This window comes from Stenotrophomonas sp. BIGb0135 (genome assembly GCF_024810105.1).
Taxonomy (GTDB): Bacteria; Pseudomonadota; Gammaproteobacteria; order Xanthomonadales; family Xanthomonadaceae; genus Stenotrophomonas; species Stenotrophomonas maltophilia_AB.
Genome location: NZ_JANUDX010000006.1, coordinates 93662 through 113007, shown reverse-complemented (window position 1 = coordinate 113007; position 19346 = coordinate 93662). Strand labels below are relative to the sequence as shown.

General features: G+C 69.3%; 13 protein-coding genes. 6 read left to right on the top strand and 7 right to left on the bottom strand.

From position 1 onward, the window contains the following. Nucleotides 1–74 precede the first annotated feature (74 nt). A complete protein-coding gene (locus M2421_RS13705; RefSeq protein ID WP_259207606.1) occupies nucleotides 75–3425 on the bottom strand; it encodes a GH92 family glycosyl hydrolase in 3351 nt (1116 codons plus the stop codon). Between the two features lie 386 nt (nucleotides 3426–3811). Between M2421_RS13705 and M2421_RS13700 the strand changes: the two genes are divergently transcribed. From M2421_RS13700 to M2421_RS13690, 3 genes are read left to right on the top strand one after another with little or no spacing between them, the layout of a single operon-like run. Further along, complete coding sequence (locus M2421_RS13700; RefSeq protein ID WP_128097818.1) at nucleotides 3812–4009, top strand: zinc-finger domain-containing protein; 198 nt, start codon at nucleotides 3812–3814, stop codon at nucleotides 4007–4009. A gap of 15 nt (nucleotides 4010–4024) precedes the next feature. Continuing rightward, nucleotides 4025–5137, top strand: coding sequence for a glycosyltransferase (locus M2421_RS13695; protein WP_259207600.1), 1113 nt, complete (start codon nucleotides 4025–4027; stop codon nucleotides 5135–5137). Between the two features lie 7 nt (nucleotides 5138–5144). Then, nucleotides 5145–6440, top strand: coding sequence for an O-antigen ligase family protein (locus tag M2421_RS13690; RefSeq protein WP_259207811.1), 1296 nt, complete (start codon nucleotides 5145–5147; stop codon nucleotides 6438–6440). A 339-nt stretch (nucleotides 6441–6779) separates the two neighbouring features. Here M2421_RS13690 and M2421_RS13685 read toward each other — a convergent pair whose 3' ends face one another. Continuing rightward, the gene (locus tag M2421_RS13685) at nucleotides 6780–7700 is read right to left on the bottom strand and encodes an LpxL/LpxP family Kdo(2)-lipid IV(A) lauroyl/palmitoleoyl acyltransferase (RefSeq protein ID WP_259207597.1); all 921 of its coding nucleotides are present in this window, start codon (nucleotides 7698–7700) and stop codon (nucleotides 6780–6782) included. Between the two features lie 86 nt (nucleotides 7701–7786). Between M2421_RS13685 and waaA the strand changes: the two genes are divergently transcribed. Continuing rightward, nucleotides 7787–9085: a lipid IV(A) 3-deoxy-D-manno-octulosonic acid transferase gene (waaA, locus tag M2421_RS13680; RefSeq protein WP_259207596.1), complete on the top strand. Its 1299-nt coding sequence runs from the start codon at nucleotides 7787–7789 to the stop codon at nucleotides 9083–9085. An 18-nt stretch (nucleotides 9086–9103) separates the two neighbouring features. Here the strand turns inward: waaA and mgtE are convergent, their stop codons facing one another. The 5 genes from mgtE to M2421_RS13655 form a co-directional block, all read right to left on the bottom strand. Next, nucleotides 9104–10483: a magnesium transporter gene (gene mgtE / locus M2421_RS13675; protein WP_259207595.1), complete on the bottom strand. Its 1380-nt coding sequence runs from the start codon at nucleotides 10481–10483 to the stop codon at nucleotides 9104–9106. A gap of 132 nt (nucleotides 10484–10615) precedes the next feature. Then, a complete protein-coding gene (locus tag M2421_RS13670) occupies nucleotides 10616–11281 on the bottom strand; it encodes a hypothetical protein (protein ID WP_259207594.1) in 666 nt (221 codons plus the stop codon). A 655-nt stretch (nucleotides 11282–11936) separates the two neighbouring features. Next, nucleotides 11937–13298: a TolC family outer membrane protein gene (locus tag M2421_RS13665; RefSeq protein WP_259207593.1), complete on the bottom strand. Its 1362-nt coding sequence runs from the start codon at nucleotides 13296–13298 to the stop codon at nucleotides 11937–11939. Between the two features lie 16 nt (nucleotides 13299–13314). Next, nucleotides 13315–13962, bottom strand: coding sequence for a protein-L-isoaspartate O-methyltransferase (locus M2421_RS13660; RefSeq protein ID WP_259207592.1), 648 nt, complete (start codon nucleotides 13960–13962; stop codon nucleotides 13315–13317). Nucleotides 13963–14100: 138 nt separating this feature from the next. Then, nucleotides 14101–14772: a TetR/AcrR family transcriptional regulator gene (locus tag M2421_RS13655; protein ID WP_259207591.1), complete on the bottom strand. Its 672-nt coding sequence runs from the start codon at nucleotides 14770–14772 to the stop codon at nucleotides 14101–14103. Between the two features lie 124 nt (nucleotides 14773–14896). Here M2421_RS13655 and M2421_RS13650 point away from each other — a divergent pair, with 124 nt between their 5' ends. Together M2421_RS13650 and M2421_RS13645 are read left to right on the top strand one after the other, a co-directional pair. Beyond that, nucleotides 14897–16027: an efflux RND transporter periplasmic adaptor subunit gene (locus M2421_RS13650; RefSeq protein WP_259207589.1), complete on the top strand. Its 1131-nt coding sequence runs from the start codon at nucleotides 14897–14899 to the stop codon at nucleotides 16025–16027. Between the two features lie 4 nt (nucleotides 16028–16031). Then, nucleotides 16032–19202, top strand: a complete 3171-nt coding sequence (locus tag M2421_RS13645) for an efflux RND transporter permease subunit (protein ID WP_259207588.1) — start codon at nucleotides 16032–16034, stop codon at nucleotides 19200–19202. The last annotated feature ends 144 nt before the right edge of the window (nucleotides 19203–19346 follow it).

Sequence of the window (19346 nt, the reverse complement as noted above, 5' to 3'; positions counted from 1 at the left end):
GGTAGTACCGGCCGCTGGCCGGCTCCCCATGACCGCATCCGCTACCCGCCTGCAGAACGCCATCGCGACCATGCTCAACGCTCCCCGACCGGTGCCAGCAATTCCACCTCGGCCAGCTGCAGCCGCCCAGGCCCGGCGATGCGCAACCGGTACTCGGCGTACCGGCCCGGGGCGGTGATGCCGAACGGGCGGGTCTGCTGTGCCCAGGCGAAGTCCTCGCCACGGCGCTGGTCCAGCGTGATCCAGCGTCCACCGCTGCGGCGTGCTTCCAGCGTCCACTCGCCGCCCCGGATCGGGGCGTTGCCGCTGGTCAGCGTGTACATCGATGGCACGCCCTCGCTGACGCCGGTGAACGACACCGCGCTGGCACCCAGCGGCACCACGGTGCCGGCATCGTCATCCACCAGCGCCTGCAGCGACCGCCCATCGGCACCCTGCGCACGCGCACCGCTGCCCAGCAGATCATGCAGCAGGGCAGGGCGCTGGCCGCGCGCGGTGAGCGAGCGTGGGGCATCATCCGGGCCGCTACCCCAGGTGGAGGGCTTGGGCCCCATCACGAAGTCCAGGGTGGCGCCCTTGGCGATCACCTCGTGCGGCACCCAGGTTTTGGTCCACGGTTTGCCGTTGATCTTCAGCGACTGCACGTAGACGTTCTCGCGCGAGTTGTTGGCCGCGTTGACCGTCAGCACCGCGCCGCCCTGCAGTGCCACCCGGGCGTGGCGGAAGGCCGGCGAGCCGATCGCGTATTCCGGCGAGCCCATACGCAACGGGTACAGGCCCAGCGAGGCCAGTACGTACCAGGCCGAGGTTTCGCCGTTGTCCTCATCGCCGGGGTAACCCTGGCCGATCTCGCTGCCCACGTACAGCCGCGCCAGGATCTCGCGCACGTGCTGCTGGGTCTTCCACGGCTGCCCGGCGTACAGGTACATCCAGGGGATGTGGTGCGCCGGCTGGTTGCTATGCGCATACATGCCCATGCGCACGTCGCGCGCTTCGGTCATCTCGTGGATGGTGCCGCCGTAGGAGCCGGCAAACGCCGGGTCGGCGGTTTCCGGGGTGGCGAAGAATTCGTCCAGCTTGGCGGCCAACTGCGCGCGACCGCCGTACAGCCCGGCCAGGCCTTCGCCGTCGTGCGCGGCAGTGAAGGCGAAGGTCCAGCCGTTGGACTCGGTGTAGTCATGGCCCCACACGCGCGGGTCGTAGTCCTTGGCCGCCAGGCGCCACTGGCCGTCGGCGGTGCGGCCCTGGAAGAAACCGGCCGCCGGATCGAACAGCGTGGCGTAGGTGCCGGCGCGGTGGCTGAAGTAGTTGGCCTCGGTGGTGTAGCGCTCGCGCGCGGCGGCGCTGGTCGCGCGCTTGGCCAGCGCCTGCGCCATGTTGGCGATGCCGAAGTCGTTGAGCGCCCCTTCCATCGTCCACGACATGCCCTCGTGCACGTCCGCGCTGGCGTAGCCGCGGAAGGTGGAGCGATCCATCCCCTTGCGCCCGACATGCCGGTCCGGCGGCACCACGGTCGCGTTTTTCAGCGCGGCCGCATACGCCTCTTCCGGGTCGAAGCCGCCGATGCCCTTCAGCCACGCATCGGCGAAGGCTACATCCGAGCTGGTGCCCACCATCAGGTCGGCATAGCCCGGCGAGGACCAGCGCGCGACCCAGCCACCGGCGCGGTACTGCTCCAGGAAACCCTGCACCAGCGCGCCGGCGTCGTGCTTGGTGAACAGCGCATAGGCCGGCCAGGTGGTGCGGAAGGTGTCCCAGAAGCCGTTGTTGACGTAGACCTTGCCATCGCGGATCGGCGCGAAGCTGCGGGTGGCGCTGCCATCGGTGTTGTCGTCCGCCGCGCTGGCCTGGCTGGCATAGCGCCAGTCCGGCGCGGCGGCGGTGCCGGCGTTTTCATGCCCGGCGTTGGGGTACAGGTACAGCCGGTACAGGCTGGAATACAGCGTGGTTTTCTGGTCGTCGCTGGCATCGCCGATGTCGAACGGCGCCAGGCGCGCATCCCAGGCATCCTGGGCACGCGCGGCCACGCGCGCCAGGGTGTCATCGCTGGCCAGTTCCAGCGCCAGGTTGTGGCGCGCCTGATCGAGGGAGATCAGCGAGGTGGCGATGCGCATGCTGACCTGGCGATCGCTGCCGGCATCGAACTTGATGTAGCCGGTCGGGCGGCCGGTGTCGATGGTGCCGCTGCTGCGCCAGGGCCTGTCGAAGCTGGCCACCACGTACATGCGCGTGGCGCCATTGGACAGGCCGCTGCGCGTATCGGTATAGCCGGACAGGGTCTGCGTGGCCGCATCCAAGGTGAGCCCGCCACGCGCATCGACGTTGTCGAACAGCAGGTTGGCGTCGCCCTTGTCCGGGAAGGTGAAGTGGAACAGCGCGGCGTGGTCGGTCGGCGCGATCGCCGCGGCGATGCCGTTGTCGAAGCGCACGTCATAGCGGTAGGGGCGGGCCACTTCGTTGTCGTGCGAGAAGGACAGTGCGCGCTTGGCGCGGTCGGCCTCGGGCACGCCGCGACTGCTGGAGGGCATCACCTGGAACGTCTGGCGATCGCCCATCCACGGGCTGGGCTGGTGGCTGAGCGCCAGCGCCTGCAGCTGCGGCCGGTTGCGCGCATCGTTCTGTTCGTTCCAGCGATACAGCCAGTTGAGCGCGCCGGCGTCGGTGACCGGCGTCCAGAAGTTGAACCCGTGCGGGACCGCCGTGGCCGGGAAATTGTTGCCGCGCGAGAAGGTGCCGTTGGCCTGGCTGCCGCGCGTGGTCAATACCCAGTCCGAGGGGCGCTGCGGCGCACTGCGCGGCTGTGCATCGAGGCGGACATCGTCGATCCAGCCCGCGACCGGCGCACCGGCGGCGCTGGCCACCTGCAGGTCGACGCCCACCACGCGGCGCCCGCGCAGCGCCGCGACCTCGCCCAGGCGTACCGCCTTGCGCGCCCACTGCTGCGGGTACAGCGTCTTCGATTCGCCCTGCGCGGGCGCGCCCAGCGCGACCCCATGCTGGTCGCGCGCGGCGCTGGCCGAGACCCGGCTGCCGTCGTCCAGTACCAGGTCCAGCGAGACATACGTGGAGGCAACCGTATCGTTGCCGACGATCTCCGGCAGGACCAGCCAGCTCAGCGTGGTGTCGGCCTCGATCGCCACGTCCGTGTCGAACAGGCGGCGCTGCAGGGTGCCGCCCGGACTGGCGTAGTGCAGCGCGCGCAGGCCGCTGTAGCCGACCCCGGCCTTGGCCGCATACGGCGCGCGTGGGCCGTTGCCGATCGCCACCTGCAGCGACTGCTCGCCGACGGCGGGGGCCGGCTCGCCTGGCTCGAAGGAGGTCTGCAGGCCCTGGCCGAACGCGGGCAGGGCGAGCGAGGCGCAGGCCATGGCGAGGGCGAGCGGCAGCAGGGCGGGGCGGGCGGGGCGCGGAGCGGTCAGGGACATGCAGGAAACTCCCGGGAAGGGCAGGCGGCAGGCAGAGCCCGCATCGGCGACCACGGCAGACAGCATCACCCCGGCCGCCAGGCGGCGGACAGGAGGGCGATGCAGGTCCGGCGGGGGACGGGCCATGCGATCGGGACAGGAATCGAACCGCACCGATGCTGCAACAGGCATGGTGACGCTGGCAAGTGCCATTTAGTTCGATCCAAACCCGGAAAATCCGTCGGATCCCGGCCCGGTTGACAGCATCTTTGGATCGATTTAAAAAGAACGGTGCTGTGGTGCGGGACCCGCGCCAGCGTTGGCAGGCCGCCTCTATTGCCAGCGGTGATGCACCGGCGCCGGATGCTAGAATCATTCCCTTCGCAATTCCTTTGTGTGTCCACGCCATGAGCCATACCGCCACTGCGCCCGCCAACGCCGAGAAGCGCTACACCGTGCATCGCGCCGACCTGCCGCTGAGCTGCCCGACTCCGGAAATGGCGCTGTGGAACTCGCACCCGCGCGTGTACCTGCCGATCGAAGACGAGCCCAACGGCGAGGCCAAGTGCCCGTACTGCGGCGCTGTGTTCGTGCTGGCCGACTGAGCCACGGTCGTCTCCGTGCGCCGACTGACCGTGGTGCAGCTGCTGCCGGCGCTGCACTCCGGCGGGGTCGAACGCTCCACCCTTGAAATCGCCTCCGCCCTGGTTGCCGCCGGCCACCGGGCCATTGTCGTGTCCGCCGGTGGGCGCCTGGTCCAGCCGTTGCTGGCCAGCGGCGGCGAGCACCTTACGCTGGACATCGGCCGCAAGTCGCTGCTGACCCTTCGCCATGTGCGCAGCCTGCGCAACCTGTTTGCCGAGGTCGGCGCGGACATCGTGCACGCGCGTTCGCGGCTGCCGGCCTGGCTGGGCCTGTACGCGGTGCGCAACCTGCCGCCGGCGCAGCGCCCGCATTGGGTCACCACCGTGCACGGGCTGAACTCGCCGGGCCGCTACAGCGCGGTGATGACCAGCGGCGAGCGCGTCATCTGCGTATCCAACAGCGTGCGCGACTTCGTCCAGCGCCACTATCCGGGCGTGCCGGCCGAGCGCCTGCAGGTGATCCCGCGTGGCGTGGACGTGGCGCAGTTCCCGCGGGTGGCGCGCAACGACCGGCGTGCGCGCCTGGCCGTGGCCGCGCAGCACCCGCTGCTGGGCACCGATGCGCCGCTGTTGCTGCTGCCCGGGCGCGGCACCCGGTTGAAGGGCCATCGGCATGCGCTGCAACTGCTCGCCGGCCTGCACGCGGCGGGCGTGCCGGCCAAGCTGTGGATGCCCGGCACCCGCGAGCCCGGGCGCGAGACCTATGTGGCCGAGCTGGAGGCGCAGGCGCGGGCGCTCGGCGTGGCCGATGCCGTGCTGATGACCGCGCCCACCTCGCGCATCGCCCAGGCCTATGCGGCCAGCGAGCTGGTGCTGCAGCTGTCGGACAAGGCCGAAGCCTTTGGCCGCACCGTGCTTGAAGCGCTGTCAGTGGGCCGCCCGGTACTGGCCTGGGACCACGGCGGCGTGGGTGAGCTGCTGGCCCAACTGCAGCCGTCCGGTGCGGTAGCCTTGCACGACGATGCGGCATTGCTGGCGCGTGCGCAGCACCTGCTGCAGCACCCGCCCAGCCTGCCGCCGCGGATCCCCTTCACCTTGCAGGCGATGCAGCGTGACACGCTCCAGCTCTACACCTCTCTCGCCGGTTGAACCGGCCCTGGCGCCCGGCTCTCCGGCCTCGCGTGCCGGCCGCTGGGCGCCGTGGTGGGTGCTCGCCTTCGTGGCGTTGTGGCCGTTGCCGGGCATCGCCGAGAGCGTCCTGGTGCTCGGTGCGCTGTATGCGGCCGTGCGCATGGTGCAGTTGCGCATGCAGGGCAAGCAGCGCCTGCTCAGCGCACCGGCGTGGGCGCTGACCAGCATCCTGTTCCTGGGCTATTGGCTGCCGCAGGCGTTTTCCGCATTCGATGCCATCGACCCTGGCACGGCGTGGCGCAAGACCGCCGCCGGCCTGCGCTACCTGCCCTTCATGTGGCTGGTAGCCATCGCGGTCGCCACCCCGCAGCGACGCCGGCTGACCCTGGGGGGCATCGCGTTGATCGCGGCGGTGTGGACGCTGGATGCGTTGGCGCAGGCAGTGTTCGGCAGCAGCCCGTTGTTCTGGTCGATGGACCAGCTCAAGTGGGTGGTCAGCGGGCATGGCCTGTGCAGTGCGCAGGAAGTGGCCGCCGCCGACCGGCTCAGCGGCGTGCTTGGTCCGTGCAATCTCAAGTTCGGACAGGTGCTGGCGAGTCTCTCACCGTTCCTGCTGTTCGCTGCGGCGCGGCGTGGCGGTGTGTGGGGCTGGGCGCTGGCGGCTGCCGCCGTGGGCGTGGTGCTGGTGCTGGCCGGCTCGCGGGCGGCGTGGCTGACCTATGCGTTGGTGGTGGTGTTCTCCGGCTGGCGCCTGTTGGGCGCGCGCGGCCTCGTGGCCTGCGTGGTGATCGGCCTGGTGGCTGCGGTCGCGGTCGGGCTGGGCTCGGCGCAGGTCCGCGAGCGCGTGGCGCGCACCGCGATGGCCTGGGAAGGCGAGGGCGACGGCGTCAACCAGGCCTTGTCCGGGCGCGCGCAGATATGGGAGGCGGCCGGCTGCATGATTGCCGGCCATCCGATCAACGGCGTGGGCGCGCGGGGTTTCCGCGATGCCTATCCCGGTTGCAACCCGGCCCCGCGGACGCAGGAGGTGTGGGGCGAAGGCCCGGCCCTGCATGCGCACCAGATCGTGCTGGAAATCCTTGCCGAGACCGGCGTGCTCGGTCTGTTGTTGTGGCTGGCCGCCGTGGCCCAGGCCTGGCGGGCGTGGCGCTTCGCCCCGCTGCCGGCGCGCGAGCGTGCGCGCCCGGCGATGCTGGCGTTGGCGGTCACCGTGTTCCCGCTCAACACCCACCTGGCGTTCTATTCCACCTTCTGGGGCGGCCTGACCCTGCTGCTGGCCGCGTTGTATGCCGGCAGTCTGCTGGCCAGGGACGACGCGTAGCGCCACGCGGTGCGTGGGCGCGGGGTAGCCGGCATCGCGGGGCAGCCACCCATGGGGTGGCGCTACGCGGCGCTGGCATGCGCACGTTGCGCCACGCGGTGGGTTGTTGCTGGGTGTGTCGGGTGTTACGGGGCAGCCACCCATGGGGTGGCTCTACGGGGCGCTGGCATGCGCACGTTGCGCCACGCGGTGGGTTGTTGCTGGGTGTGTCGGGTGTTACGGGGCAGCCACCCGTGGGGTGGCTCTACGGGGTGCCGGCATTTCCACCTTGCACCCATGCTGTGGATGGTTGCGGGGTTGCCGGCACCGCGTGCAGCCACCCATGGGATGGCGCTACGGCTAGCGGTAATAATCGCTGCGGCCGCCCGGCTGGCGCTTGAAGCGGCGGTGGATCCACAGGTACTGGTCCGGGGCCTCGCGCACCATGGCTTCGATGGCCTGGTTGACGCGGGCGGTATCGGCTTCCACGTTCTCGCTGGGGAAGTTCTCCAGCGGCGCACCGATCTTCAGGAAGTACTTCCCGCCTTCGCGACGGTGGAAATACGGCACTACCGCGCAGCCGGTCATCCGCGCCAGCTGGTGGGTGGCGGTGATGGTGGCGGCGGTGTGGCCGAAGAACGGCACGAACACGGTGTCCTTGCCGCGCATGTCCTGGTCCGGCGCATACCACAGGAAACCGCCCTTCTTGAGGTGGCGCACGGTGGCGCGGATGTCCTCGTTGGCGTACATCGCCTTGGCATAGCGCAGCCGGCCGAACTTCACCGCCCACTCGTACACCGGGTTGCGGTGCTTGCGGTACATGCCGGACAGGTCCACGTGGTCGCACAGCAGGCGCCCGCACATCTCCAGGGTCATGAAGTGGCCCGATACCAGCAGCACGCCGCGGCCCTCGGCCTGCATGCGCTGCAGGTGTTCCAGGCCTTCGACCTGCACGTGGGGGCGGATGCTGTCGATGCTGCCCCACCAGGCGCGGGCGAACTCGAAGATGCCCACGCCCAGCGCGTCGAAGCTGTCGCGCAGCAGGCGCTGGCGCCAGGCCTCGTCCTTTTCCGGGAAACACAGTCGCAGGTTGACCTCGGCCGCGCGCCGGCGGCTGCCGGCCAGTCGGTAGGCCACGGTGCCCACGCCGCGGCCCAGTGCGCGCTGCAGCAGCCAGGGCAGGCGGGCGATGCCGAAGGCGGCGAACATGACGGCGAACATCGGCCAGTTGCGCGGGTTGCGCAGGGACGGGCGGGTGGCGGTGGAAGCGTTATCTGACATGGATCGGATTCTAATGGATGCATCCCGGCAGGCCCATCACGGCAGTGCGGGATGCCTTCCCCGCGCCGCTCCCGTATCCTCTGCGCATGCGCAAAAGCCCTGTCGAATGGATCCTGCGCGGCCTGTACTCGGCCGTGCTGTACCTGTTGCTGCCGATCACCGTGTACCACCTGGTCTGGCGCGGGTTCCGGGTGCGCGAGTACTTCCGGCGCTGGGACGAGCGCTACGCCTCCTATCCGCATTCCAGTGGCCAGCCGCGGGTGTGGCTGCACGCGGTGTCGGTGGGCGAGGTCAACGCGGCGGCGCCGTTGGTGAATGCGCTGCGCACGCTGCGCCCGGACATCCGCTGGGTCATCACCACGATCACCCCGACCGGTTCGGAGCGCGTGCGCGCGCTGTGGGGCGATGCGCTGGACCACGTCTACCTGCCGTATGACGTGCCCGGCAGCGTGGGCCGCTTCCTCGGCCACTTCAAGCCGAGCCTGGCGCTGATCCTGGAGACCGAGCTGTGGCCCAACCTGCTGTTTGGCTGCCGTGACCGCAACATCCCCGTCTACATCCTCAACGCCCGCCTTTCGGCGCGCTCGCTGCGCGGCTACCGGCTGCTGAGCGCCCTGATCGGGCGCGCGCTGCGCACGGTCACCTGCGTGGCCGCGCAGTCGCAGGATGATGCCGAGCGCTTCATCCACCTCGGCGCGCTGCCCGAGCAGGTACAGGCGCTGGGCAACCTCAAGTTCGACATCGCCGCGCCCAACGTGCAGTCCTTCGTGGCCCAGTTCCATGCCCTGGTGCCCTCGGATCGCCCGGTCTGGATCGCCGCCAGCACCCACGAAGGCGAAGAGCAGGCCACCCTCGACCTGCACCGTCGGTTGCGCGAGGCGCTGCCCGGCCTGTTGCTGCTGTGGGCGCCGCGCCACCCCGAGCGTTTCCCGCGGGTGGAAGCGCTGGCCCGCGAACAGGGCTGGAAGGTCGCCACGCGTCGCCAGCAGCAGTGGCCGCAGGCCGACACCGACGTGTTCGTGATCGATACGCTGGGCGAGCTGATGTCCTTCTACGGTTGCGCGCAGGTCGCGTTCGTCGGTGGCAGCCTGCAGCCGATCGGCGGGCACAATCTGCTGGAGCCGGCCGCGATGGGGACGGCCGCCGTGACCGGCCCGCACCTGCACAACTTCGCCGAGATCTCCCGGCGCATGCGCGAAGCGGGCGCGGTGGTGATCGCCGAGGACGCGCAGGGCGTGGGCGATGCCCTGCTGACCCTGTTGCGCGACCCGCAGGCGCGCGAAGACATGGCCCGCGCCGGATGCATGCTGGTCAGCAACGGACGCGGCGCGCTGGAGCGCACCGTCGCGCTGATCGCCCCGCACCTGCCGCCCCCGGTGGAGTGAACGGCCGGCGGCGGCCCCTTACGCCGCCAGCAGCAGGTCGCCAAGGAACAGGTAGGCGAAGCCGAAGTAGATGAACACCCCGAGCAGGTCCATCACCGAGGTGATCATCGGCGAGGACAGCGTGGCCGGGTCGGCGCCGATGCGGCGCGCGGCGAACGGCAGCAGCGCGCCGATGACGCCGCCGAGGGCGGTGCACACCAGCATGCTCGAGCCGACCACCAGCAGCACGTCCATGCCCACGCCCTTGCTGAACCAGGCCAGGATCGCTTCGAGCACGGCGATGCTGATGCCCAGCGCCGCGGCGACCGGCAGTTCGCGCCGGATCACGAACCACACGTCGCGCCAGCCCGGCTTCACCTCGCCCAGCGCCATGCTGCGGATCACCAGCGTGGCCGACTGGCTGCCGGTGTTGCCGCCCATGTCCACGATCGGCGCGATGAAGGCGGCCAGCACGATCACCTGCGACAGCAGTTCTTCCTGCGCGGCGACGAAGGTGCTGGTGAGGATGCCGAAACCGGTGAGGATCGCCAGCCAGAACACGCGCACGCGGAACATCTGCTTCAACGGGGTGGTGCGCACGTCCAGGTCGTTGCCGTGGGCACTCACCGTGCCACCGAAACGGGCCAGCTGCGTGGCGTCCTGTGCTTTCTCGATGTCCATCGCGTCATCGACGGTGACGATGCCGAGCATGCGCCCGGATGCGTGGGTCACCGGCAGCGCGAGCAGGTCGTAGCGGCGGATCAGCTCGGCCGCCTGCAGATCCGGCAGTCCTGCGTCGGCGCGGACCGGATCGGCATGCATGATCGCCCGGACCGGGGTGGCTGCATCGGCCAGCACCAGGTCGCGCAGTGACACCGTGCCGCGCAGTGCATTGTCAGGGTCCAGCACGAAGACGATGTTGACCGTTTCCTTGTCCAGCGCGGTGGCGCGCAGGTGCGCCATCGCGTCGGCTACCTGCATCTCCGGCCGCACCCATGCGTAATCGGAGGTGGCCACCGCGCCCGCGGTGCCTTCCGGATACGCCGCCATCGCCAGGATGTCATCGCGCTCCATCTTGGCCAGCGCCGGCAGCAGCGACCGCCGGGCACGTTCGCCGAGACGGTTGTACAGGTCGGCACGGTCGTCGGACGGCATGTGCTCGAACACCTGTACTTTCGCCGCGGGCAGCATCGCCGCCAACAGATGGTCCTGCCGGGCGGGCGGGAAGTGCGCGAACAGGTCCGCGCGTACGGGTGGGGGCAGCAGCATCAACACGCCCAGGCAGGTATCGGTATCGAGTGCGTCGAGGGCGTCGACCAGGTCCGAGGCATGGGTGCCGGCGGCGATGCGGGCGAATGCGGCGGCATCGTGGGAAAGGGACAGGGTGCGGATGGAGGACAGGAGGTCGTTGCGGTTCATGGGGGCTCCAGGTGCAACAAGGGCGTTGGATGGCCCGCGCGGCGCGTGCGCGTTCACCGTGCGCGAGCGGCGACGCGATGCAGGCGGAAAACGCGGTGGCGAAGCTGCGGACGATGACGTCGGTGCGACCGCTCAGGGCGGCGCGGCAAGGTTGAAACCGAGCGTGATCCAGCGGCTGTCGCGTTGCCGGTGCAGGTGGCCGGCGAGCAGGTCCACGCTGGCACCGGGCCACAGCACGCGGCGCAGGCCGAGCTGGCTGCCGCGCTCGCGGGCGGCATCCTGTGCGGTCTCGGCCAGCAGCGACCAGCGGCGCGTCATGCCGATCTCCACGCCGATCCCATCGGTGCGACCGTGCACGGCGCCTTGCTTCGCCCAGCCCAGGTTGAGGTGCAGTTGCACGCGCTCCTGCGCGCCGGGTGCGATCGTCAGCGGCAGGTTGAGGGCCCAGTCATCGGCACGCGGGCGGTACGTATTGCCACCGATGCCGGCGCTGACGGCCAGTCCCCACTGCCGTGGTGCACGCGCGACCAGGACGTGCTTGGCACCCAGTGCCCAGTGGCGAGCGGCCTCGCCGGGCGCGCGCGTCAGGCCCAGTGACCATTCGGTGTCGGCCAGGGTGCAGGCCGGTACGGCGGTCCATTCCTGGCCGGCATCGGTGTGGCGCACCCAGCTTTCCAGTTGGCACTGTTGGGCGTCGGTGATGCCGGCATCGTCGACCAGCAGGCTGGCGGCGGCGTGGGTGGTGAAGGGAAGCATTGGTGCGCTCAGCAGCAGCGGCAGTGCTCGGTAGACGTGCATGGGCCATCTCCAGGCGATCGGAAACGCCAGCGGCACCCTCGTCGGGGTCTGTCGGGAAAGCGGTACGGGTGATGCGAGGCCGGCGCGTGGGCTGCGCCGGAAGGCCCCGTCCTGTGCGCGGACGGAACCGACCTTGGGGTCAGCGGGTCCGTCGGCTCAGGTGCCGCGACACGATCGACTGTGACTGTCCAAGGAGGGGTCTCTGGGGGCGGGAAGGGGAGTGCGGGGCGGAAGTTAGAGCGTGTGGCCGGGGCGGTCAAGCGCTTTTCGGCGGTCTATACCAAGGTATTCAAGGCCTATGCCGATGCTCGCCCGAAGACGGTGCGGATCGGTGTTTCGGGAGCGGCATGCCCTGTTGTCGGCGAATGCGAGGAAATGTCGTGAGTGGCCGGCACGGCGCTTGTGGCGGCGGGTCATGGGGAGCTGCTTGGCGATGCCGGGGCTGCGTGCAGCCACCCATGGGGTGGCTCTACGAGGGGGGGCGATGACACCTGCGGTCGGATTGGGCGACGACGTTGCGTCGTGCCGTGCGTGGCTGCGGGGTGATGCCGGGGCTGCGTGCAGCCACCCATGGGGTGGCTCTACGAGGGGTGTGCCAGAAAAGAAAAAGCCACCCGCCTGCGGGTGGCTTTTTCGTGTGCGGCAGGGGCCGGACTCAGTTCACCTGGGTGCTCGGCGTTGCCGCGGCCTGGGTCAGCAGGCGGTTGATGTCCTGCAGTTCGGCGATGTCCAGCGTGCCGACGGCCTGGCCCAGCTGCAGGCGGTTCTGCAGGAAGGTGTAGCGCGCGTTGGCGTAGTCCAGCTGCGCCGAGAACAGGATGCGCTGGTTCTGGATCACGTCCAGCACGGTGCGCGTACCCACTTCCAGGCCGACCTGCGAGGCGTCGTAGGCGCTCTGCGCAGAGACGACGGCCAGGCGGCGCGCTTCCACTTCGCTGATGCCGGCGACCAGGGTCTGGTAGGCATTGCGGGTGTTGCGGTCCAGGGCACGCTTCTGCTGCTCGTAGCCGTCCTGGGCGATGTCACGCTGGGCCAGTGCCTGGCGCACGCCGGACTGGGTGGCGCCGCCAGAGAAGATCGGCACGCTCAGGGTGAGGCCGACGCTGTTGCTGCGACGGTCCGGGCTGAAGCTGTCGCCGCTGCCGACCACGTCGCCCCAGCTGGCCGACTTGCCGGCCGTGGCGCCCAGCGACAGGGTCGGGTAGTGACCGCCACGGGCGGCGGCGACGCCGGACTCGGCTGCGGTGACCTTCAGCTGCTGCGCTTTCAGCGCCGGGTTCTGCGCCACTGCTTCGCCCACCAGCTGGTCGATCTGCGCGTACTTGGCCGGCAGCTCCGGGCGGAAGTCGGCCGGCAGGGCACGCAGGTCGGCGACCGGCTGGCCGGTCAACTCGGTCAGGGCCTGGTAGCTGTCGGCGAGGGTGTTCTGCGCGACGATGGTGTTGGCGCGGGCCTGGTCGTACTGGGCGCGCGCTTCATGCACGTCGGTGATCGGCGCCAGGCCCACTTCCAGGCGCTTGTCGGCGAAGTCGAACTGCTTCTTGGCTGCCGCTTCGTTGGTCTGCGCGGCGGTCAGCGATTCGATCGCCACCAGCACGTTGAAGTACGCCGCCGAGGTGCGCACGATCAGGTCGTCGTTGGCCGAATCCAGGGTGAAGTCGGCCGCCTTGCTCAGGTCGCGCTGCGAACGCAGGTTGGCGAACTGGGTGAAGTTGAACAGCGTCTGGCTGCCGTTGACCGTGTAGTTGCGGCTCTTGGTGGTGAACGAGCTGGACGTCAGGTCGTGGTTCGGGTTGGTGCGGGTGCGGTTGAGCGAGGCCTCGCCGTTGAGCTGCGGCAGCAGCGCGGCACGCGCCTGCACGGCGCCTTCCTTGTCGTACAGGCGGGTCGATTCGGCGGCGGACAGCTGCGGATCGCCATTGCGCGCCATTTCGTAGACCTGCAGCAGGTCGGCGGCGGAGGCGGTCATCGGCAGCAGGGCGGCGGCCAGCGCAATAGCGAGGGATCGGCGGATCATTGCGGCTTCCTTGGACTCAGAGTTGGAACTGGGGCGCCGGAGCGGCACCGCGCAGGTAATCGATATCGGTTTCGAACAGCGACTCGGTGCTGCCATCGGCCTTGACCAGCACCGCTTCCATGACCGGCGAGCGGCCGCGGATCACGAACAGGCGGCCACCCGGACGCAGCCACTGGGTGAAACGTGACGGGATGGTGTCCACCGCGGCGGTCACGCAGATCGCGTCGAAGCGACGGTCGGTGTCCCAGCTCAAGGCGTCGGCGGTTTCGATCCGCACGTTGTTGCCCAGGCCGGCGGCATCCAGACGCGCGCGCGCGCTGGCAGCCAGTTCCGGCTGGATTTCCAGGCTCAGCACTTCGCGGGCCAGCTCGCCCATGCAGGCGCTCAGGAAGCCGCTGCCGGTACCGATCTCCAGCACTTCATCCCCCGGCTGCAGGTCGAGCGCCTGCAGGGTCCGGCCTTCGATGACCGGCTTCATCATCTTCTGCGCGAAGCCCAGCGGCAGTTCGATGTCGGCGTAAGCGAGGGCCTTGTGCGATTCAGCGACGAACGCTTCGCGCGGCAGGCGTGCCAGTACGTCGAGCACGCGGATCTCCAGCACGTCCCAGGGACGGATCTGTTGTTCGACCATCAGTTCGCGGGCGTGGGAGTAATCGATCGTCATGAGGTTTCTAGTTCCAGCGCAGTGGGCCGGCCATTTTACCGGTGCCGGGAGCCGGCGGCGCGCTGAGAGCATCGCTGCCGTCGCGCCGGGGTCGCAGTGCCGGAAGTCACCGCGACCTCCGGTCCATTCATGTTGATGTCACGCCGGTGGGCGTGGCGCGTACGCCCTCAGGAAGAAGTCGACGCTGGCGCCCACCTGGGCGTTGGCATCGCACTCGGCCGGGGTCGGTCGCAGCCCGCACATCATATGCGTATGCAGCTCGCCTTTGAGCAGCGTCATCAGTTGCAGCGCCGCCGTCTGGCAGTCCTCGATCTCAAGCTCGCCACGGGCCACGCGGGCCTGCAGGAAGTCGGCCAGGGCGTCCGTGGTGCGTTGCGGGCCGGCCACCCAGAACATCTCGCGCAGCCGGTCGTCGGTTTCCGGGGCCATCATCACCCGCTGCACGGCCACCGCTTCGGCCGAGGTGATCATGCTGAAGAAGGCATGGCCGATGCCCATCAACTGGTCGCGCAACGGGCCTTCGGCGTCGGGCACGAACAGCGCGTCGGGCAGCATGGCGACGCAGGTGGATTTGACAGCTTCGGTGAAAAGGGTCTCTTTGTCGCCGAAATGACTGTAAACCGTCAGCTTGGAGACGCCCGCCTGTGCGGCGATGCTGTCCATGCTGACGCCGTTGTAGCCCTGCTCGACGAACAGTGACTTGGCCGCGTCCAGGATCGCGGCGCGCTTGCCCAGGTCCTTGGGTCGGCCGGGCCCGGACGCCTTGGCAGGCGGCTTGGCGGGGGCGACGGGAGAGGTCGGATCAGTCATCCAAACAATACTAGACCAATCGGTTCGATATTTATACTATACCGGCTGGTTCACTATTGGCCGTGCTGCAACAGTATGTGTTGCCAGCGCGTTCTTCCGGATTTCCTTTCAGGTCCTGTACCTCATGAAAAACATGCGATGGGTGGGCGGCGCTGCGCTGCTGGTGATGTTGGCGGCGTGTGGCAGGCAGGATGCCGAACCGGCGGCGGCGATCCCGGTGCTGGTGGTGCATCCGGGCACCGTGGCCGGCCAGGAAGCGGCCGCCTATCCCGGTGAGATCCACGCCCGCCAGGAAAGCCCGCTGTCGTTCCGGGTCGGTGGCAACCTGGTCAAGCGCCATGTCGATGCCGGCCAGCGCGTGACCCGCGGCCAGCTGCTGGCCGAACTGGACGCGGCCGACTACGCCTCGCAGGCCGCTGCCTCGCAGGCCCAGCTGGCCGCGGCCGAAGCGGACCTGGTGCGCGCCCGCGACGACCAGAAGCGCTACGCCACGCTGGCCGAGGACCAGCTGGTGAGCCGCTCCGCGCTGGACCAGCAGACCGCCGCGTTCAAGGCCGCGCAGGGCCAGGCCAACGCCGCCCGCGCCAACCTGGCCGTGGCCCGCAACCAGGCCGAGTATGCGCAGCTGCGCGCGCCGGCCGATGGCGTGATCGCCAGCCGCCAGGCCGAAGCCGGGCAGGTGGTCAGTGCCGGGCAGACCGTGTTCACCCTGGCTGCCGATGGCGGCCGCGAGGTGCTGATCGCGCTGCCGGAAAGCAGCATCCGCGACTACCAGGTGGGCCAGCCGGTCCAGGTGGAGCTGTGGAACCGTCCGGGCCAGCTGCTGCCCGGCACGATCCGCGAGATCGCCCCGGCCGCCGACGCGCAGGCGCGCACCTATGCCACCCGCGTGAGCCTGGCGCCGGAGGCGCAGGGCGAAGTGGAGCTGGGCCAGAGTGCGCGCGTGTTCGCCACGGCCGGCCGTAGCGGCACCCAACAGCTGCCGCTGGCGGCCGTGCTGCGCGGCGCCGATGGCAAGGCCAGCGTGTGGGTGGTGAACCCGGCCAACGGGGCGATCAAGGCGACCCCGGTGACCGTGGGGGCCTATGGTGCCGAGACGGTGCCGGTGCTGTCCGGCGTGAGCGCCGGCGACTGGGTGGTCGCCGCGGGCGGGCACCTGCTGCGCGAGGGCCAGGTGGTGACCCCGGTCGACCGCCAGAACCGCCCGGTGCTGGCACCGGCAGCCGCCCCCGCTGCCGCCGGCAAGGGGCACTGAGCCCGTGCGCCGCTTCAATCTCTCCGAATGGGCGTTGGGCAATCGCCCGCTGGTGCTGTTCGCGATGCTGGCCTTCGCGATCATCGGCGCGTGGTCCTACAAGCACCTGGGCCAGTCCGAGGATCCGCCGTTCACCTTCAAGGCGATGGTGGTCCGCACGATGTGGCCCGGTGCCACCGCCGAGCAGGTCTCTCGCCAGGTCACCGAGCCGATCGAAAAAGCGCTGATGAACACCGGCGAGTACGAGTTCATCCGCTCCTACTCGCGCCCGGGCGAATCGCAGGTGATCTTCATGGCGCGCGACAGCCTGCGCTCCAAGCAGATCCCGGACCTCTGGTACCAGGTACGCAAGCGCGTGGGCGACATCCGCGCCACGCTGCCGCGTGAGATCGTCGGGCCGTTCTACAACGATGAGTTCGGCGACACCTTCGGCAACATCTACGCGTTGACCGGCAAGGGCTTCGATTACGCGGTGATGCGCGACTACGCCGACCGCATCCAGCTGGAGCTGCAGCGCGTGCCGGACGTGGGCAAGATCGATCTGGTCGGCCTGCAGGACGAGAAGGTCTGGATCGAACTGTCCAACACCAAGCTGGCCACCCTGGGCGTGTCGCTGCAGCAGGTGCAGCAGGCGCTGGCCGACCAGAACGCGGTCGCTGGCACCAGCTTCTTCGAAACCCCCACCGACCGCGTGCAGCTGCGCGTGACCGGCCAGTTCGATTCGATCGAGGACATCCGCGCGTTCCCGATCCAGGCCGGCGAACGCACCCTGCACCTGGGTGACATCGCCGAGGTCAAGCGCGGCTTCGCCGACCCGGCCTCGCCGAAGATGCGCTTCATGGGCGAAGACGCCATCGGCCTGGCCGTGGCGATGAAGGACGGCGGCGACATCCTCAAGCTCGGTGCCACCCTGGATGCCGAGTTCGAGCGCCTGCAGAAGACCCTGCCGGCGGGCATGCAGCTGCGCAAGGTGTCCGACCAGCCGCACGCGGTGGAAGAGTCGGTGGGCGAGTTCGTGCAGGTGCTGACCGAAGCGGTGGTGATCGTGCTGCTGGTCAGCTTCTTCTCGCTGGGCCTGCGCACCGGCCTGGTGGTGGGCGTGACCATTCCGCTGGTGCTGGCGATGACCTTCTTCGTCATGCATTACTTCGGCATCGGCCTGCACAAGATTTCGCTCGGCGCGCTGGTGCTGGCGCTCGGCCTGCTGGTGGACGATGCGATCATCGCGGTGGAGATGATGGCCACCAAGATGGAGCAGGGCTACGACCGCCTGCGCGCGGCCAGTTTCGCCTGGGAATCCACCGCCTTCCCGATGCTGACCGGCACGCTGATCACCGCGGCCGGCTTCCTGCCGATCGCCACCGCCGCGTCCAGCACCGGCGAGTACACCCGCTCGCTGTTCCAGGTGGTGACCATCGCGCTGGTGGTGTCGTGGATTGCCGCGGTGCTGTTCATCCCGTACCTGGGCGACAAGATGCTGCCGGACCTGTTCAATCCGCAGCTGCCCAAGCCGACCAGCCTGGCCGGGCGCTGGCGTGCCAGGCGCCTGCAGTGGGCCGACCGCCATCCCGCGTTCGCGCGCTGGATCGCGCCGAAGGAACATGCGCACGACCACGACCCCTACCAGCGACCGTTCTACACGCGTTTCCGCGGCTTCCTGGATACCTGCCTGCGCCATCGCTGGTGGGTGATCGGCGCCACGATTGCGTTGTTCATCTTCTCGCTGGCGATCTTCCGCTTCGTGCCGCAGCAGTTCTTCCCCGATTCGACCCGGCCCGAACTGATGGTGGACATCGAACTGGCCGAAGGCGCGTCGCTGGCCGCCACCCAGGCCCAGGCCAGCAAGCTGGAGAAGCTGCTGCAGGGTCGCGAGGGCATCAGCAACTACGTGGCCTACGTGGGCACCGGTTCGCCGCGTTTCTACCTGCCGCTGGACCAGCAGCTGCCGGCCACCAACTTCTCGCAGTTCGTGGTGCTCACCGCCGATGCCAAGGCCCGCGAGGCGACCCGCGACTGGCTGATCAAGGACGTGATCAAGCAGTTCCCGGACGTGCAGATGCGCGTGACCCGTCTCGAGAATGGGCCGCCGGTGGGCTATCCGGTGCAGATGCGTGTGTCCGGCGAGCACATCGCGCAGGTGCAGGCGATCGCACGCCAGGTCGAGGCCAAGGTGCGCGAGAACCCGCACGTGATCAACGTCAACCTGGACTGGAGCGAGCCGAGCAAGGTGGTACGGCTGGTGATCGACCAGGACCGCGCGCGTGCGCTGGGCGTGAGCAGTGCGCAGGTCAGCCAGTTCCTGACCAGCTCGCTGGCGGGCATGAGCGTGAGTACCTACCGCGAAGGCAATCGCCAGATCGAGATGCTGCTGCGCGGCCCGGACAACGAGCGCGCCCAGCTGGGCATGCTCGGCAGCCTGGCCATCCCCACCGCCAGCGGTACGTCGGTGACGCTGTCGCAGGTGGCGCGGCTGGAATACGCCTTCGAAGACGGCATCATCTGGCACCGCAACCGCCTGCCCACGGTGACCGTGCGCGCCGATATCGGCGATGGCATGCAGCCGCTGGACGTGGTGCAGCAGATCCTGCCCACCCTGGAGGGCATCCGCGCGCAGCTGCCCTCGGGCTATCTGCTGGAAACCGGCGGCACCGTGGAGGATTCGGCACGTGGACAGAACTCGATCAAGGCCGGCATGCCGCTGTTCCTGATCGTGGTGGCCACGTTGCTGATGCTGCAGCTGCGCAGCTTCTCGCGTGCGGCGATGGTGCTGGTCACCGCGCCGCTGGGCATCATCGGCGCCACGCTGTTCCTGCTGCTGTTCCGCGCGCCGTTCGGCTTCGTGGCGCTGCTGGGCACCATCGCGCTGGCCGGCATGATCATGCGCAACTCTGTGATCCTGATCGACCAGATCCAGCAGGATATCGACGCCGGGCACGACCGATGGCACGCCATCATCGACGCCACCGTGCGCCGCTTCCGCCCGATCGTGCTGACCGCGCTGGCCGCGGTGCTGGCGATGATCCCGCTGTCGCGCAGTGCCTTCTACGGCTCCATGGCGATCTCGATCATGGGCGGGTTGATCGTTGGTACCGTGCTGACCCTGGTGTTCCTGCCGGCGCTGTACGCGGCGTGGTTCCGGGTGAAGCCGGATGAAGGGAAGACCGGCGAGGGGTAATCAATGGCGGGAGAGCCCACCGTCGGTCGGCTCTCCCCACGCATCCCGTAGAGCCGACCGTTGGTCGGCTGCCCTCAATCCCGGCGCGGAGAGCAGCCGACCAACGGTCGGCTCTACGGGCGTGGCCGCTTTTCAGCCGTGCAG